Annotated in this window: 12 protein-coding genes and 1 pseudogene; 5 read left to right on the forward strand and 8 right to left on the reverse strand. The window is 57.1% G+C overall.

What is annotated here, in order from left to right; genetic code table 11:
• Positions 1-107 precede the first annotated feature (107 nt).
• Positions 108-1523 carry a cytochrome P450 gene (locus IQ265_RS07175; protein WP_194051920.1) on the forward strand — a complete coding sequence of 472 codons (1416 nt, stop codon included), beginning with the start codon at positions 108-110 and terminating at the stop codon, positions 1521-1523.
• On the opposite strand, the gene IQ265_RS07180 is transcribed toward IQ265_RS07175, so the two are convergent.
• Both IQ265_RS07180 and trpS read right to left on the reverse strand, forming a co-directional pair.
• Positions 1509-2432, reverse strand: a complete 924-nt coding sequence (locus tag IQ265_RS07180) for a methylenetetrahydrofolate reductase (protein WP_278002730.1) — start codon at positions 2430-2432, stop codon at positions 1509-1511. The two genes, IQ265_RS07175 and IQ265_RS07180, sit on opposite strands and share 15 nt — an antisense overlap.
• A gap of 88 nt (positions 2433-2520) precedes the next feature.
• Positions 2521-3531: a tryptophan--tRNA ligase gene (trpS, locus tag IQ265_RS07185; RefSeq protein ID WP_194051922.1), complete on the reverse strand. Its 1011-nt coding sequence runs from the start codon at positions 3529-3531 to the stop codon at positions 2521-2523.
• Positions 3532-3726: 195 nt separating this feature from the next.
• Here trpS and IQ265_RS07190 point away from each other — a divergent pair, with 195 nt between their 5' ends.
• On the forward strand, positions 3727-4032 hold the full coding sequence (locus tag IQ265_RS07190) for a hypothetical protein (protein WP_194051924.1): 306 nt from the start codon (positions 3727-3729) through the stop codon (positions 4030-4032).
• 202 nt (positions 4033-4234) lie between these two features.
• Here IQ265_RS07190 and IQ265_RS07195 read toward each other — a convergent pair whose 3' ends face one another.
• Both IQ265_RS07195 and IQ265_RS07200 read right to left on the reverse strand, forming a co-directional pair.
• The gene (locus IQ265_RS07195; protein ID WP_194051926.1) at positions 4235-5476 is read right to left on the reverse strand and encodes an FAD-dependent oxidoreductase; all 1242 of its coding nucleotides are present in this window, start codon (positions 5474-5476) and stop codon (positions 4235-4237) included.
• A gap of 385 nt (positions 5477-5861) precedes the next feature.
• Entirely contained in the window at positions 5862-6092 is a 231-nt protein-coding gene (locus tag IQ265_RS07200; RefSeq protein WP_194051928.1) for a hypothetical protein, read from the reverse strand.
• A gap of 155 nt (positions 6093-6247) precedes the next feature.
• Between IQ265_RS07200 and IQ265_RS07205 the strand changes: the two genes are divergently transcribed.
• A complete protein-coding gene (locus tag IQ265_RS07205; protein WP_194051930.1) occupies positions 6248-7345 on the forward strand; it encodes a DUF362 domain-containing protein in 1098 nt (365 codons plus the stop codon).
• Positions 7346-7404: 59 nt separating this feature from the next.
• Here the strand turns inward: IQ265_RS07205 and IQ265_RS07210 are convergent, their stop codons facing one another.
• From IQ265_RS07210 to IQ265_RS07220, 3 genes are all read right to left on the reverse strand, one after another.
• On the reverse strand, positions 7405-8619 hold the full coding sequence (locus IQ265_RS07210; RefSeq protein ID WP_194051931.1) for an acetate kinase: 1215 nt from the start codon (positions 8617-8619) through the stop codon (positions 7405-7407).
• A 172-nt stretch (positions 8620-8791) separates the two neighbouring features.
• Complete coding sequence (locus IQ265_RS07215) at positions 8792-9430, reverse strand: histidine phosphatase family protein (RefSeq protein ID WP_194051932.1); 639 nt, start codon at positions 9428-9430, stop codon at positions 8792-8794.
• A gap of 241 nt (positions 9431-9671) precedes the next feature.
• Positions 9672-12194, reverse strand: a complete 2523-nt coding sequence (locus IQ265_RS07220; protein ID WP_194051933.1) for a glycogen/starch/alpha-glucan phosphorylase — start codon at positions 12192-12194, stop codon at positions 9672-9674.
• 208 nt (positions 12195-12402) lie between these two features.
• On the opposite strand from IQ265_RS07220, the gene IQ265_RS07225 reads away from it, so the two are divergent.
• Complete coding sequence (locus IQ265_RS07225) at positions 12403-12891, forward strand: transposase (RefSeq protein WP_194051934.1); 489 nt, start codon at positions 12403-12405, stop codon at positions 12889-12891.
• A 158-nt stretch (positions 12892-13049) separates the two neighbouring features.
• On the opposite strand, the gene IQ265_RS07230 is transcribed toward IQ265_RS07225, so the two are convergent.
• Positions 13050-15881, reverse strand: a complete 2832-nt coding sequence (locus IQ265_RS07230; RefSeq protein WP_194051935.1) for a pentapeptide repeat-containing protein — start codon at positions 15879-15881, stop codon at positions 13050-13052.
• A gap of 434 nt (positions 15882-16315) precedes the next feature.
• On the opposite strand from IQ265_RS07230, the pseudogene IQ265_RS07235 reads away from it, so the two are divergent.
• Positions 16316-16403: pseudogene (locus IQ265_RS07235) on the forward strand (IS1 family transposase); the annotation flags it as partial.

Here is a 16403-nt window from a genome sequence, read left to right on the forward strand (position 1 = left end):
GAGCTGAATGGGCGCTGCTAAGCTGGGGCAGGTTAGCTTCGGTAGTTCTAACCTTGGGTGGTCTAGCATAGAAGGGATTTAGGCAGTAGCTCGGACTTGTCTACCCTATGTCTACAGGCACATCTACGCTTCCCGGCTCTAAAGCGCCCTTTTGGCAGCGCGCCCCCAGGCTAATTCTGCGCCCGCTTGATTACTTTGAAGATAACTATCGCCGCTACGGCCCGGTGTTTCAGATGGGGAAAGGGCCACCGCCTTCAATTTACGTGGCCGATCCGGCGGTGATTCAAGGCATTTTTCAGGCCGATGCGGCCCAGTTTCACGTGCCGCCTCAGAGCGCGGGCAGCGGCCTGACGTTTCTGCTGGGCGATCGCTCCCTGCTGCTGCTGGATGGCGAGCGCCACCGCCGCCACCGTCGGCTGCTGATGCCGCCCTTTCACGGCGATCGCATGCGGGCCTACGGCGACGTGATCTGCGCTCTGACCGAGCAAGCGATGGCCGACTGGCAGTCGGGCACCGCCTTTAACGTGCGGGCCACTATGCAGGACATCACCCTGAGGGTAATTCTCAAGGCAGTATTTGGGCTGGACGATGGCGATCGCTACGATCGCCTGCGCCAGCTGCTTAGCACGCTGCTAGAGGGGTTGGGCACACCCTTTAGCGCTTTTTTCATTTTCTTCCCCGGTCTGCAAAAAGATCTGGGGCCGCTGAGCCCCTGGGGGCGGTTTGTGCGCATCAAGGCCGAGATTGACGCCCTGATCTACGCCGAAATTGAGGATCGGCAGCGGCAGCCGCAGCCTGAGCGCACCGATATTTTGTCGCTGATGATGAGCGCCCGCGATGACCAGGGCCAGCCCCTCAGCGACGGCGAGCTGCACGACGAGCTGATGACGCTGCTGGTAGCGGGCCACGAAACCACCGCTTCAGCGCTGACCTGGGCGCTGTACTGGGTGCACTGGCTGCCGGAGGTGGGCGATTCCGAGTCGGATCGCATTGCGAAGCGCTTGACCCAGGAGCTAGCGGCGGTGGGACCAAGCTCCGATCCCCTAGCCTATGCCAATTTGCCCTACCTCACCGCCCTCTGCCAGGAAACCCTGCGCATTTACCCTGTGGCACCCACCACGGGCATTCGCATTCTCAGTCGACCGCTGACGGTGGCGGGCTACGAGTTCCCCGCCGGGGCCGTGCTGTTCCTCAACATTTACCTGGTGCACCACCGGGAGGATCTCTACCCCGAGCCCGATCGCTTCAGGCCAGAGCGATTTTTGGAGCGGCAGTACTCGCCCGCCGAATTTTTGCCCTTTGGGGGTGGTCACCGCAGCTGCATTGGCATGGCCTTTGCGCTGATGGAAATGAAGCTGGTGCTGGCCACCGTGCTGCGCCGTTGGCATTTAGAGCTGGCCCCGCGCGATCGCCGTCCGCTGCGCCCCGTGCGGCGCGGGCTCACCCTGGCCCCGCCGGGCAGCCTGAAGCTGGTGCCGGTCGGCCAGCGGGTGCCCCAGGTCCAGGCCCTACCCCTGAGCTAGGGCCGCATCCACCGGGGCAACGCCCCCCTGGTCTAAAATTTGGGGAATCAAATCTTCGCGACGCACCGCCATCAGGTGTACGCCCTGGCACACCTGCCGGGCCGCCTGCACCTGTTCGGCGGCGATCTGCACCCCCTCCTGCAGCGGATCGGCGGCGGCGGCCAGGCGATCGACAATCGTTTGGGGAATGGTGACCCCCGGCACGTTGCGGTTGATGAAATTGGCGTTTTTAGCCGACTTGAGCAAAAATATCCCGGCCATTACGGGGCGATCGTAGCCCGAGGCCACCTGATCCATAAACTTGCCCAGGCGATCGAAATCGGTAATTAGCTGGCTCTGAAAAAACTGCGCCCCCGCCTTGACCTTGGCCTCAAACCGCCGCTGAAGGCCTGACCAGCTGCTCAATTGAGGGTCGATCGCGGCCCCGGCAAATAAGTCGAGCGCCCCGTCGGTGAGGGGCTTGTCGTTGCTGTCTACCCCGCAGTTGAGTTTGTCGAGCAGCTTTAGCAGCCGCACCGACTCTAGATCAAACACCCCCCGCGCCTCGGGGTGGTCGCCCGCCTTGATTGGGTCGCCCGTGAGGGCCAAAATGTTGCGCACCCCTAGGGCGTAGGCCCCCATCAGGTCGGCCTGCAGGGCAATGCGGTTGCGATCGCGGCAGGCGACCTGGCACACCGCTTCGACCCCCTGCTGTTGCAGCAGCAGCGCCGCCGCCCACGACGACATGCGCATTACCGCTCGGCTGCCGTCGGTAATGTTGACAGCGTGCACTCGGCCCTTGAGCACCTGCCCCATCGCCAGCATGTGCTCTGGGTTGCCTCCCTTGGGCGGCATTACCTCCGCTGTCACCAAAAACTGGCCAGCCTGGGCCGCCGTGCGCAGCCGATAACCCAACGGTGCAGAAGTCAAAAAGTCCTCCTCAGGAATCCGTGCATTGGACTCGGTGTGATAATACGGGGTGATATGACAGGAATAGTTGATCAGTATATCCCGATGGCTACAGCGGCTTAGAGTAGCCCAGGGCTGTTTTTACTCGATCCAGGGTTTGATTGGCCAGGGCGCGGGCCTTTTCATCACCGGTTTTGAGAATGCTCTCTAGGTAGGCGCGATCGCCCATCAGCTCATTAAACCGACTCTGAATCGGGGCCAAGGCTTCCACCGCCGTCTCCGCCAGCAGGGGCTTAAACTGCCCCCAGCCCATCTCGCGGCACTCGGCGGCCACCGCTTCCTTCGTTTGCCCCGACAGCAGCATGTAGAGGGTCAGTAGGTTGTGGCACTCGGGCCGAGCTGGGTCGTCGAACCACAGCCCCCGCTCCGGGTCGGTTTTGGCCCGCTTAAACTTTTTGACCATTACCTCCGGTGGGTCGGTGAGGTCAATGCGGCTCTGGTCAGAGGGGTCTGACTTCGACATTTTTTTGCTGCCGTCGGTCAGGCTCATCACCCTCGCCCCCTCTTTGCGAATCATCGGTTCGGGCACCTTGAGCACCGGGCTGTCTTCACTGCCAAACTGAAAATTGAGCCGGGCGGCAATGTCGCGGGTCAGCTCTAAATGCTGCTTCTGGTCTTCGCCCACGGGCACCAGGTCAGGCTCGTAGAGCAAAATATCGGCGGCCTGCAGCACCGGGTAGTCGAGCAGGCCAATGCTGACGTTTTCCCCCTGCTTGATGGCTTTCTCTTTAAACTGAATCATGCGCTCTAGCCAGTTGAGCGGCGTAATGCAGTTAAACAACCAGGCCAGCTCCGAGTGGGCCGACAGGTGCGACTGCACAAAAATGGTGGCTTTTTCGGGGTCAATGCCGCAGGCGATGTAGGTGGCCGCCACCTTGTAGGTGTCTTCGGCCAGCCGAGTCGGGTCGTGGGGCACCGTAATGGCGTGCAGGTCGGCCATAAACAGAAAGGCGTCGTACTCTTCTTGCAGGTCAACCCAGTTGCGAATCGCCCCCAGGTAGTTGCCCAGGTGCAGGTTGCCGGTCGGCTGAATGCCTGAAAGAATGCGCTGTTTGGCCATAGGTCAAGAAAAGGTGCGGCTAGGGAAAGGGTGGGGTTGGCGCAGCGCCAGCGGGTGGTGCAGCCCCTTACGAATCTACCCTAATCTCTGCCCGCCGCAGTAGCCAGAAATGAACCAACGGTCAGACTTTCCTTGCCGGGATTGGTTTAATTGTTTAGCGTTATGGGTAGCAATCGTCAGTATTCACTAAACCCTATGAATCCTTCCACCGACGCCACCGATCTGTCGAGCCGTTTGCAAACCGCGATTAGCCTGGCTCAAAGCGTTCAGCAGCACCCCAAAGCCCACGAGGCATTTCAAAACGTGCTGGAAGAACTCGAAACCCAAAGCCCTGAAGCCGCTGTGCTCCTGGCGCAGCTGTGGCAGGAGTACATCAGCTCGAAGCGCTCCTCGTTGTTTTGGGAGCAGCTCTCTGAGGTTGAAAAGAACCTGTCCGATCGCCTCAGCGAGAGCCACATGCAGCTGAAGCAAAACTACCTGCGCCTAATGCAAGAGCAGTAGCCGCAGGTAGTTGGGTGGCTTAAGTGTAGGAGGAATGGTGTTGATGCCCGCGATCGCAACCGCGAGACATCAACACCATTCCTGTTAACACCCCAAGTTAGCGGCACTGTCGATCTTACGCCGAAGGCTTTAACGCTAGATAATTTAATAACTTAAGGGGGCCAGATGGCTTAGGGAACAGGTTGCCAAACCCTTCGAACTGTTAGGACGTTGGGCAAGCAGGTTGTTGAGCTGCTGGCGCAACGTGAACAGGGATGAGTTCAAAGCCAAGAAATCTTGCTAGTAGCCTCGGCACAAAGGGCAGACGCATCAGCGCAGGGGGTTGAAAAGGCTGCGTAGAATCTAAACCCGGCAAAAATAGCTGCCGCTGAATGATGGACTGAAACGTTTGGATGAGTCGGGTCGGCAGAGCTCGACGCCGCTGTACCCTCAGCAGATCTTGAAGGGTGACTTGTTTAGCTCTCAGGGGTGCAGTCAGAATGTTGGCCGCAACGACGGCATCAGCGATCGCGTAGTTGATGCCAACCCCGCCAAAGGGAGCCATGACGTGGGCCGCGTCACCAATCAGCAGCAGTCCAGGTCGATACCAGCGTTTGAGACAGCCTGTTTCTACCGAGAGATAAGCAATTTGAGACCAGTTCTGTAGCTGTTCGATGCGATCGCTAAACTGAGGCACTGCCTTGACAACCGATTGTCGAAAAGCCTCCAGTCCTTGTTTTCGCAACGTTTGATAGGCTCCTTTGGCGATCACACAGCCCACTTGCCACTCGGTATCGCGGTTCAGCAGCGCAATAAACTGACCGTGCCCAACCAAAGCCGTAAGTTCGTCTGGTTCATCAGGGTGGCGGGGTAAGCGGAACCACAAAACATCTAGAGGGGAGGCATTGGATGTAGGGAATGCCAACCCGGCCATCTGTCGAACGCGAGAGTGTCGCCCGTCTGCGCCGATCGTTAATGTTGCGCGAACTTCATGCCATTCGCCCTGGCCTCGGTAGCGCACCCCCTGAATAGTTCCTGCTGATTCAACCAGTTCTTGAACATTTGCACCCATGAGCAGCTGAAAGTTTGGGTACTGTTTAGCCTGCTCAATGATGAATTCTAGAAAACGCACCTGGGACATGACGGTCAGAAACGGAAAATGGGTCTTGAGACGACTGTAATCAATGAACGTGAAATCACCCTGCTCAGTGTGCATGTGCGGTTGATGAGCCTGACTGTGGGGGATTTGCAGCAGTTGCTCGCTTAAACCCAACTCTTCCATCAGGGTCAGCACCGAGGGCTGAAGCGTGTCTCCCCGAAAGTCGCGATCGAAGTCTTTGTGGGCTTCTAGTAGTGTGACCGAGATGCCCTGCCTGGCTAGCAACAGCGCCAGAACGGCACCCGCAGGGCCACCGCCCACAATGCAGCAGTCTGTGTGGAGAATACTTGATGAGTCTGGTGTCATAGCGATTACCTTCTGGAAAGGGTGAGCTGATCTATCAATACTTTACTAAACCGTTTAGTAAAGTGCCTACGCTGTTTAGTAACGTGTTGTGAAGGAGGCGATCGCCTAGATCTATCTCAAATGCTTGCTTTCACAACTTGGCCCAGCTTTAGCGCCACAGCTCACCCCCTGTCTGTAGGCACCCCGTCCAAGCGGCTCCTCGACTGGCTTTGCTGTTGCAGCTGCTCTCTACCATTGATGGAGTTCGTGATTTGCAGGAGTTCGTTCCAGGGCAGGGGTACTGCCCCCACGGCACCGGCCGCGATGGTCGATCGACGCTCTACCGCTGCTCCTGGGGGGATACGTGGTGAAGGCCCTGACAGCTTCTATGGCATGCCAGGTGCATCTAAGCGCGATCGCCCCGCTTGATGCACTCCATACAGAGATGAAACAACGACGCCACCAGCGCCACCTCAATCGCAATCTGTAGCCCGGTTGGGGCCGAGAGCAGACCGATAAACACCAGCCCAGAGCCCACAATTAGCGCCGCAATCAGCAGCACCTCGTCGTCAAATAGCCTTAGCCCTGTCCAGAGGGTGGCAAATCCAACCAGCCAAAAGATCAAATAGCTGCTCATGGGTGTGGCGCGGCCAGGGGCGCGGGTGCAGAAGTAGGGGCACAACCATGCTACGCCCTTTAGGCCCAGCGCTACCTATGGGCTTGCCGCTGTGCCCACGGCCCCCGTGGGAGATTTCTATAATTAACCCATGCCGTTCTGCCCCAGGGGCTGCCATGTCAGACCAACGACCCAAGCCAGAGTCGCGCCGCAACGTGCTCAAGTATGTTGGTTTGCTGGCGGGGGGTGCGGCGCTGCCTGCCTCACTGCGGGCCGTTGGTGCCCAGCTGGGCTTTTCGAATCGCTTGGGGCCAGGTCTGTCGGCGCTGCCTGTCGATATAGCTGAGGCTACACCCCTGGCGGCGACTAGCCTCAGCCCTCACCGGGTGGCGCTGGTCAAAACGACCGATCGCGCGGCGGGTGTACGGCAGGCGATCGCCCTGCTGCAGCCCCCCAGCTTTAGCGGCAAAAGCGTGTTTATCAAACCCAACTACAACACGGGCGACCCGGCCCCGGCTTCCACCGACCCGGTGGTGCTAGAGACCCTGGTGCAGGAGATTCAGGGCGCTGGTGCGACCTCAATTACGGTGGGCGATCGCTCGGGGATGGCCGCCACCCGTGCCGCCATGACCCAGCAGCGGGTGTTTGCCCTGGCCGAGCGCCACGGCTTTACGCCCCTGGTCTTTGACGACTTGGGCCGCGACGACTGGCAGTACTTTGAGGCGGCGGGCACCAACTGGTCGCAGGGGTTTGCGATCGCCCGCCCGGTGCTCAATGCCGATGCGATCGTCAACGTCTGCTGCCTCAAGACCCACCGCTTTGGCGGCCACTTTACCCTGTCGCTGAAAAATTCTATCGGCATGGTAGCTCGCCGGGTGCCGGGCGACGGGCATGACTACATGCGCGAGCTGCACCGCTCAGCCAACCAGCGACTAATGATTGCCGAAGTCAACCGCGCCTATCGCCCCGCCCTGGTGGTGATCGACGGGGTAGACGCCTTTGTGGGCGGCGGCCCCGAGCAGGGGCAAAGAGTACAGGCAGGCGTTGTGCTGGCCAGCACCGATCGCATTGCCATTGATGCGATCGGCATTGCCCTGCTGCGAAAGCTGGGCACCACCCCTGATGTGTCTGGGGGGTCAATTTGGCAGCAGGCCCAGATTCGCCGCGCCGCCGACCTGGGCCTAGGTGCCACCCGCCCCGACCAGATCGATCTGGTGACAGCAGATGAGGCCAGCACCCAGATGGCAGACGAGATTCGCCAGTTTTTGAGCTAGCCGCAGTCCTTCAATCCTTGTCCCCTACCGCAGAGCTAGCATTTTCGAGCTTTGTGTGGTTAGCAGCCTCTGTCATTGAGGAGAGCAAGGCAGGCCTGGGCGATCGCCCATTCTTCCTGGGTGTGAATGACCAGCGATCGCACCCTAGACTCCTCCCTGGCAATATCTTGATCCTCCTCGGCCCGGCTCAGGTCTGCCTTCAGCCGCAGCCCCAAAAACTCAAAGCCCTCGCAGGCCTGCTGCCACACCAGCGGGCTATTTTCGCCAATACCCGCGGTAAACACCACCGCATCCAGCCCGCCCAGGCTGGCGATCATGCCACCCATTTTGCGGCGCAGACGGTGAATAAAAGTATCAAAGGCCAGCTGGGCCTGGGCGTTGCCCCCCTCCATCGCCTCCACCACCGATCGCAGGTCGTTGCCAATGCCAGACAGCCCTTTCAGTCCAGACTCCTTATTCAGCAGTTGGTCGAGCTGATCAGCCGTATAGCCCTCCTGGCGCATCAGGTAAATCAGAATGCCGGGGTCAACGCTGCCCGAGCGACTGCCCATCATCAGCCCGTCTAGGGGCGTAAAACCCATGGTGGTGTCAATGCTGAGGCCGTCCTTGACCGCTGCCAGCGAGCAGCCGTTGCCCAGGTGGCAGGTAAGAATCTTGAGGTCGGCCAGATCGCGCCCCATCATGTCGGCAGCCCGCTGGGCGACGTACTGGTGGCTAATGCCGTGGAAGCCGTAGCGGCGAATGCCCTGCTCGACCCAAGCGTGGGGGCCAGGGTAGGTGGCAGCGGCCTCGGGCATGCGGGCATGGAAGGCGGTGTCGAACACCGCCACCTGGGGCACGTCACCCAAAATGCCCTCTAACGCCTCAATGCCCTGCAGGTTGGCCGGGTTGTGGGCCGGGGCCAAAGGAATCAGCCGTTGAATGGCGGCTTTAACCGCCTCGTCAATGGGCACGCTGTCGATGTAGTCGCGCCCGCCGTGCACCACCCGATGACCCACAGCGTCGATATCTGAGAGACTATCGAGCACCTGGGTAGGGCCGTCGACCAGAGTATTTACCATCGCCTCTAGGCCCTCGGCTTTGTCGGTAATGGGCAGCACCTGCTGAATCGATTCTCCTGCACCGCTGGCGGAGAGTTCTACCTGACCCTGCTGATGGGTCCAGTCGAGGGCGGCCCGCCACAGGGGATTCGGAACTTCAGAATTATCCTTATCCAGATCAAACAGGCAGCTTTTATGGCTGCTCGACCCGGCATTGAGCACGAAGATTTTCATCCCCTCTTCCCTGTCTTCAACTCAAGGTTTAAAGTTCAAAATTCAAAATTCAAGAATTCCCCCTATTTCCTGGGGCAGCAAGGCAGAAGTAAGCTGGCTATTCAGAAAGCTTGAGCTGACACCCGAGAATTTTTCATTTTTAATTTTGCATTTTGAACTCCGCGCAGCGGCACTAGGTTCCCGGTCTCGAATCCAGCTCCTCGGGCAAATGGGAGCGATCGCCGTGTTTGACCAGCATCGGGCCATGCTTGTCAAAGCACACCAGGCTAACTGAGGCGACGGGGAGGGCAATGCGATCGCGGTACCGACCGCTATCAATGCCCAACAGATTGCAGAGAATCAGCCGAATCGTGGTCTTGTGAGACACGATTAGCACGTTGCCTTCGGTGTGGTTGGCTTCAATTTCAGCCACCACCAGAGAGGCGCGGCTGGCTACCTGCACCCCCGTTTCGCCTCCAGTAGGCGGGTTCCAGGCCGGTTCTGTCAGCCAGCGAATGTAGTCTTCGTTGTAGTGTTCGTGCACGTACTCGTGGGTTTTTTCTTCCCACTCGCCAAAGTACATTTCCTTTAGCCCGTCGCGCAGCTGCATCGTCTGGCCCGTGGCTTCGCAGAGGGGCGTTGCCGTGGCCACGGTGCGCTTCAGCGGGCTGGCGTAGACCGCCTGCCAGTCGAGGCGCTGGTACTTGTCGGCAAAGGCCTGGGCCATAGCCGCACCAGATTCGGTCAGGTCTACGTCAGTAAAGCCGCAGTAGGTGCCGGTCTGGCTCGATTCAGTTTCGCCGTGGCGGAGGAAGTAGAGGTGGAGGGACATAGGGGGGGAAGGGTGGATGGGTGGGAGAGTGGATGGGTGGGGGAGTGGATGGGTGGGAGAGTGGATGGGTGGGAGAGTAGGTGGGTGGGAGAGTAGGTGGGTGGGAGAGTGGATGGGTGGGAGGGTAGGTGGGGGGTAAGTGAGGGGTATGGAGGGCAGGCGAGTTTGGGTTTGGACTAACCCATCTACCCATCTACCCATTTACCCATCCACCCATCCACCCGCCTACCCACCTACCCGCCTACACATTCAACCCCGCCTGCGCCTGGTCGTACTCCAACAACTCTACCGGCACGGGCGACACGTTCCAGATGTCGTTGCAGTAGTCGCGGATGGAGCGATCGCTCGAAAACTTGCCCATGCGCAGGGCGTTGAGAATTGACATGCGTGACCAGTTTTCCTGATTTTGGTAGGCGATGCCGACCTGGTCTTGGGCGTCAATGTAGGCCTGGTAGTCGGCCAGCAGTAGGTAGGGGTCGCTGTAGAGCAGGTTGTCGGTAAGGGGCTTAAACAGCTCTGGGTTGCCTTTAGCAAAAAAGCCGCAGTTAACCAGATCGATTACCTCTTTGAGCTGGGGGTTGCTGCTGTAGTAGTCCCAGGGGTTGTAGCCCTTGGCTTTGAGGGCCATTACCTCGTTGGTGGTGAGGCCAAAGAGAAAGAAGTTTTCGTCACCTACCTGCTCACGAATTTCGACGTTAGCGCCGTCGAGGGTGCCGATGGTGAGGGCACCGTTCATCGAAAATTTCATGTTGCCGGTACCGGAGGCCTCTTTACCAGCGGTCGAAATTTGCTCGGACAGATCGGCGGCCGGGTACACCCGCTGGCCAAAGGTGACGTTGTAGTCGGGCAAAAAGACTACCTTGAGGCGATCGCCGATGGCGCTGTCATTGTTCACCACATCGCCGACGGCGGTGATGAACTTAATCATCAGCTTGGCCATGTGGTAGCCGGGGGCCGCCTTACCGCCAAAGATAAAGGTGCGGGGGGTGATATCCAAACTGGGGTTTTGCTTTAGCCGCTCGTAGAGAGTAATGATGTGCAGCACGTTGAGGTGCTGGCGCTTGTACTCGTGAATGCGCTTGACCTGAATGTCAAACAGCGAGTCGGGGCTGACGGCAATGCCGGTGCGGCTGTGGATGTAGCTGGCCAAATCTTGCTTAACGTCGCGCTTGATCTGCCGCCAGTACTGCCGAAAGCCGGGCTCATCGGCGTAGCCTTCTAGCTGCCGCAGCTGATCCATATTTTGCAGCCAGCCGTCGCCCAGCTTTTCGGTGTAGAGCGCCGCCAGGCGAGGGTTGCTGAGGGCCAGCCAGCGACGGGGGGTAACGCCATTGGTAACGTTGCGAATTTTGCTCGGGAACAGCTCGTGAAAGTCTTTAAGAATGGTCTGCTTGACCAGCTCGCTGTGCAGGGCGGCCACCCCGTTGATGGCGTAGCTGCCCAGACTGGCCAGGTTGGCCATGCGCACGTAGCGATCGCCAGATTCGTCAATTAGCGACAGGCTGGCCAGCTTGGCGGGGTCGTTCAGGTACTGCACCCGCACCTGATCCATAAACCGCTGGTTGATTTCAAAGATGATTTCCAGGTGGCGGGGCAGCAGGCCGCCAAACAGCGAAATTGGCCACTTCTCTAGCGCTTCGGGCAGCAGGGTGTGGTTGGTAAAGGCAAAGGTGTGCTGGGTGATGTGCCAGGCCTTATCCCACTCGATGCCGTGCTCGTCGAGCAGCAGGCGCATCAGTTCGGCGACGCCGACGGCGGGGTGCGTGTCGTTGAGCTGGGCGGCAAACTTTTCGTGAAAGTCTTCTAACCGCCGCCCCGAGGCCAGGTGAATGCGAATCATATCCTGCAGGGCGCAGGAGACAAAGAAAAACTGCTGCTCTAGCCGCAGCTGCTTGCCTTCGATCTGCTCGTCGTTGGGGTAGAGCACCTTGGAGATATTCTCGGAGGTGACTTTGCTGTTGACGGCACCGTAGTAGTCGCCCACGTTGAACGACTGAAAGTTAAACGATTCTACCGCCTCGGCCTTCCACAGGCGCAGGGTGTTGATGGTGTTGACCTTGTAGCCCGGAATCGGCGTGTCGTAGGGGATGCCCTTCACCTGCTTGCCGGGAAGCCAGCGCTTGCGGTAGCGGCCATCGGAGTCGGTGTAGCCCTCGGTGCGACCACCAAAGCCCACCGTTACCGCCGATTCGGGGTGAGGAATTTCCCAGGGGTTGCCGTACTGGAGCCACTTGTCGGTGCTTTCGACCTGCCAGCCGTCGCGAATATCTTGATCAAAAATGCCGAACTCGTAGCGAATGCCGTAGCCAATAGCCGGAATTTGCAGGCTGGCCAGCGATTCCATATAGCAGGCGGCGAGACGGCCCAGACCGCCGTTGCCCAAGCCCGGTTCTTCTTCCTGAGCTATCAGCTCGTCAAAATTGAGGCCCGACTCTGCGATCGCCTGCTTGACTGGCTCGGTAATGCCCAGGTTGAGCAAATTGCGGCCCAGGTGTGGCCCCAGCAAAAACTCGGCCGATAGGTAGGTGACCACCCGCACCTCAGGCTTGAGATAAGTGCGGGTGGAGTTGAGCCAGCGCTGCATCATGCGATCGCGCACGGTATAGGCCAGCGCCAGGTAAAAGTCGTTGCGGCTAGCTACCTGAGGCCACTTGCCCTGAATGTAGAACAAATTATCGGCCAGCGCCCGACGCAGGGTATCTACGCTGAGGCCAGTGCGGTCGTCCTCAATATCGACCGTGGGGCAGTTGGGGGGAATGGCCATAGGGGACTCCTGAACAGGGGCAGAACGTAGAGATGGCTTAATTTGCGATTTCTGGTTTCAGCTACTTTAAGGGAGCTAGGTTATGAGAAGGTTTAGCCCAGGAAAGGTTTAAGGTTCTCGCGAGACCTCCGAGGTTTTCAAAACCTCGGAGGTCTGGACTCGGAGGTCTCTGGGAACGTTAAGAGAATGTTGCATCTAGTTCTTCTCCATGCCGCGTCGAGCTCTCCCGTTCCAACCAGAGCAGGCTCTAGATGTGGTGGCCTATTGCCTGATGCCGAATCACTATCATTTGCTGGTGCAGTGTAAAACCCGTGCCGTGTCTGGAGCGATGATGCGGCTATCTGTGGCCTACACCAAAGCGATGAATCGACGCTACAACCGGGTAGGGGTTTTGTTTCAGGGCCAGTTTCAAGCGATCGCGGTGGATAGTGACGAGTATCTGTACCATCTGACCCGGTACATCCACCTAAACCCGGTGAAAGCTGGGCTAGTGGCTCATCCCCAGGATTGGGAGTTTTCCAGTTATCTGGACTATGCGGGGCTGCGATCGGGCACCTTACCGAAGCTGGATGTTGTACGGCAGCAATTGAGGTCTGAAGCCGCGTATCAGACGTTTCTGAAGCCTGATGATCAGCATCTACCGGCCCTGAGCAGAGATTTTGCGACGAACCTGAAAGCCCTCATGTTTGATGAGTAGCCTCTAGCCTCTAGACCTCCGAGGTTTTGAAAACCTCGGAGGTCTGGCTTGTGGGGTCGGCGTAGCCAAGAGCGTGGAGGATTTTGATGGTGCGATCGCAGCTTTTAGGTTGTCAGCAGAAGGTTGCGATGCTTTGCCCCTCCTACGCTTAATTGCTGTTATGTCTCATTGGCTTCTCCAAGCTGCATCAGGCCCAACTGCTGCTTCAGCGCTTCTGGTATATTCATCGCTGTCTCAAGACCGATGACGTCCTCCCAATTGGTATCTTCATTCCAGCTAATGGCTTGAAGATCAGCTGTAGTAAAATCCGTTCTCACAAGACTTGCATTCTCAAAATTTACATCCACAAGACTTGCATTCTCAAAACTCACATCCACAAAACTTGCCCATCCAAAAAGTGCCCCCTCCAGGCTCGCATCAATAAAACTCGCCCCCTCAAGTCTTGCCCCCTCAAAACTCGCCCTCTCAAGTCTTGCCCCCCAAAAATTCGCCCTCTTAAGACTTGCATCAAAGAAACGCGCTCCCTCAAGTCTCGCCCACTTGAAACTCGCTTGATCAAGGCGCGCCAGATTAAGGATTGCTCCCTTCAGACTCGCCCCCTCTAGGAAGGTTCCATAGAAATCTCTGCAAAAAAGTATTGCGTTGTCTAAGTTCAAATTACTTAAGCTTTGCAGGGCTACCACGTTTTCTGGACCGAGTCTCTGCCCTTGTAGTCGCCCTACCCAAGTGCCAAAAGCTTCTTTACTTGGCCAATCTACATTTGATAAATCTTGTGTCACTCTAGAGCAGCTATTCAAGGCCGCTAACAGCGCCTCTTCGGCATTAATGGCCCACCGGTTAGCCTGCTGAAACTTTAGAGGAGGATCAATTTTTTCTATTGGCATCCCCTGTCGCAACATTACGCCAATCAGGTAAGCAAAGGTTTGCTGCCACTGGTTGATCTGATCAACAGGTTTGAGTGCAACTTCGTGCCGTAAAAAACTGAACAAATAGGTATCCATACGGGTGGGGCCGCACACTTCTGCCCAATGAAGCAAGGCATCGCGTTCGTCCCAGCCTTCTTCCATATCCTCACGGCGTCGGTCTAGCTGTTTTTGAATGCGCTCCATGGCTCGCACAATACGGCAAGCGGTCAAATATTCGCCAAAACTCTTATGGGTAAACTCAAAGGTACGCTCATTGCCCCGCACACCGCTTTGCCGAAAATAAAAGGCGGCTAACAGGCGCGTTACCCCAGCCTTTGCACCTTCTTCAAATATTTCTAAAAGTCTTTGCAGTCCGCTGTTGCTACAGTGGCGCTCAATTTCTTCAACCGTTGTTGTACGACCATCCCCATGCCATGCGGCCAGGGCAATTTCTTCTAATACTCGAATAAATTGCTCTCGGGTCATGTCGCCAATGGCGGCGTGGCGACGGTTGTCTTCGTAGCTGCGGTCATAGACCGCGTTCAACAGGTCAGCATAGACCGTATTGAGGTTTGTTTGTTCGTTGAGGGTGAGCTTGCCCTGCATGTAGCTGAGGGCTACCAAGTAGTTCAACAAGGGTTGAGCTGTAATCTCGGTCAGGTTGCCCCGGTTTAGCTCCTCCGGCATGGCAGAGTAGGGCTTTTGGGTAGCAGCCCCATATTTTTGCCACCAGTCGTTGCGCTGATCGTTAGTCAGCAGATTCGCAGTATCCAAGTAAGGTTCGTACCGTTCTTTCTTGCGCTCTTCTTCGGGAACAACGTAAGGCAGAGCGTGCAACACCTGTTGTGGCTCTTTGAATGACTCTTGCACCGCTACTTCTCGTCCGGTGATGAGTACTTGCACGCGAGTCTTGCGACGGTTAAACTGGCTGACTTTAGCCTGTACTTCGCGCACAAATTCTTGGGCAACTTCTTTGGCCAGCTTGCCCTGTAGCGCTAGCTCATCGAGACCATCGAAAACAACCAGCAGCCTTAAACTGTCGTCATCGGGGTTGAGTGGGTTGTCTTTGAGGTACTCGTCGTAGCGAACAAACTCGCCCACGGATTTGATCAGGTCGCCAGCGGGGTCAAACTGGTGCAGCGGCACAAACAGCACCGGAAAGGCCCCCGTTTTTGCCTGGCGGGCAGCAAAGATCTTCGCAAAGGACGACTTACCCGAGCCAGGGCCACCGCTGACGATGCGAATAGCATCATTTTTATCAGCCGTTTTTAGCCACGCTTGCAGACAGTCGCTTAGATCAACTACTACCCGTTCAACGTTCCCCTTATCTCCGTGGGCAGGTCTAACGTCAAGATCATCGCCGTCATCTCTGTGCCCTTCGACTTTGCGACGGTAATAGGCTCGCAGCGGTACATAGATATCTTCCAGACCAAAGGCTTCAAACAGCATTGGCTCTTGAATTTGCTTTTGCAGCCAGGAGTTATAGAGTCGCCATCCATGCTCTCGTTCAGTCGCCTGGGTAAAGGGCGTTTGAACCGTTTCAGTGATGCGGGCATAGGTTTGCGATCGCTGTCGCCACTCCTGGTTCAGCGCAAACACAAAATAAGCGGGCAGGCGATTGCTCAACACCTCCGCTTGAAATGGCTCAATGCCAAACCCCTCTAGCCACTGCCGCAGAGGAGTTTGAATTGCTTTTACAATCGCTAACTGCTCAGGATGCTCGAAAAAACGATTAGAAATTTCTAGCTCACTCGATTCCAGCGACAGATCAAGGCTGTCACTTAACCCCTCCACGCTATTGGGGATGTCTTGAATTAAAAACTGACTGTCACTGATGATGCTGGCAACGGCTTTGGTCAAAGCGTTATAGATTAGTGCCCAGGCTAATTCCTCAGGTTCGTTGCTCTCCAGGCCAATAGCCGAGAGGGCATCGATAGCGTCCTTGCCTACACCGATCCACTGCCCTGTAGCAGCATCGACCCCTGCCTTACCCAGTGATTTGAAGAAGTCTTTGAAGTTTGCCTTGAGGGGCTTGTTCCATACCGAGATTGGCTTTTTGACGGCAAGACCGGGGCGGTTGGTCATTAGTTGAGCAGACCAGAAGCTACGCCCATTAGTATGTCCTAGCTTTCAAGTCTGGGGTTGTCCATTTGGAAAGTCTTCGCAATTCCAGGCTTTTGAGAGACGTCGATAATCTGTTGGGTTCGCGATTGTGTGCTTGCCATAACCTGTAGCATTTTTAACTTGCGCTCGGCTAAAGAATGGGGTATTTTTGCTGGATGGCTGTGTGCGTGCAGCTGTGCTTCCCAAAAATTTAGTCAGACGCCACTGGAAGGTGTTGGTACCACCAACCAGCGGCTGACCCCCTCGACAGAAACGGCTGTCTCGGAGGCTAGGGCTATTATTGCCCAGGCCGCCCCGAACTGCACAAGTCTGGGGCGGCTAAGTTTTTGGGATTCCTTACCCACCCTCAAAAAAGGGGCGTTGCATAATTGAGAGATGAGTTAGGGTGATCTGCGATGCAATGTCCAGAATGTGGAGCCACTCACATCCGTAAGAATGGCAAGCGGAAAGGTAAACAAAACCACATCTGTGTAGCCTGCGGTC

The sequence above is a fragment of the Nodosilinea sp. LEGE 06152 genome, assembly GCF_015207525.1.
In the GTDB taxonomy this organism is placed as follows: domain Bacteria; phylum Cyanobacteriota; class Cyanobacteriia; order Phormidesmidales; family Phormidesmidaceae; genus Nodosilinea.

Bases quoted from the DNA above. Each gene is read 5' to 3' on its own strand.
- IQ265_RS07190 (WP_194051924.1), top strand. From the start codon at position 3,727: ATGAATCCTTCCACCGACGCCACCGATCTGTCGAGCCGTTTGCAAACC.
- IQ265_RS07195 (WP_194051926.1), bottom strand. From the start codon at position 5,476: ATGACACCAGACTCATCAAGTATTCTCCACACAGACTGCTGCATTGTG.
- IQ265_RS07175 (WP_194051920.1), top strand. From the start codon at position 108: ATGTCTACAGGCACATCTACGCTTCCCGGCTCTAAAGCGCCCTTTTGG.
- IQ265_RS07220 (WP_194051933.1), bottom strand. From the start codon at position 12,194: ATGGCCATTCCCCCCAACTGCCCCACGGTCGATATTGAGGACGACCGC.
- IQ265_RS07215 (WP_194051932.1), bottom strand. From the start codon at position 9,430: ATGTCCCTCCACCTCTACTTCCTCCGCCACGGCGAAACTGAATCGAGC.
- IQ265_RS07210 (WP_194051931.1), bottom strand. From the start codon at position 8,619: ATGAAAATCTTCGTGCTCAATGCCGGGTCGAGCAGCCATAAAAGCTGC.
- IQ265_RS07230 (WP_194051935.1), bottom strand. From the start codon at position 15,881: ATGACCAACCGCCCCGGTCTTGCCGTCAAAAAGCCAATCTCGGTATGG.
- IQ265_RS07205 (WP_194051930.1), top strand. From the start codon at position 6,248: ATGTCAGACCAACGACCCAAGCCAGAGTCGCGCCGCAACGTGCTCAAG.
- trpS (WP_194051922.1), bottom strand. From the start codon at position 3,531: ATGGCCAAACAGCGCATTCTTTCAGGCATTCAGCCGACCGGCAACCTG.
- IQ265_RS07200 (WP_194051928.1), bottom strand. From the start codon at position 6,092: ATGAGCAGCTATTTGATCTTTTGGCTGGTTGGATTTGCCACCCTCTGG.
- IQ265_RS07225 (WP_194051934.1), top strand. From the start codon at position 12,403: ATGCCGCGTCGAGCTCTCCCGTTCCAACCAGAGCAGGCTCTAGATGTG.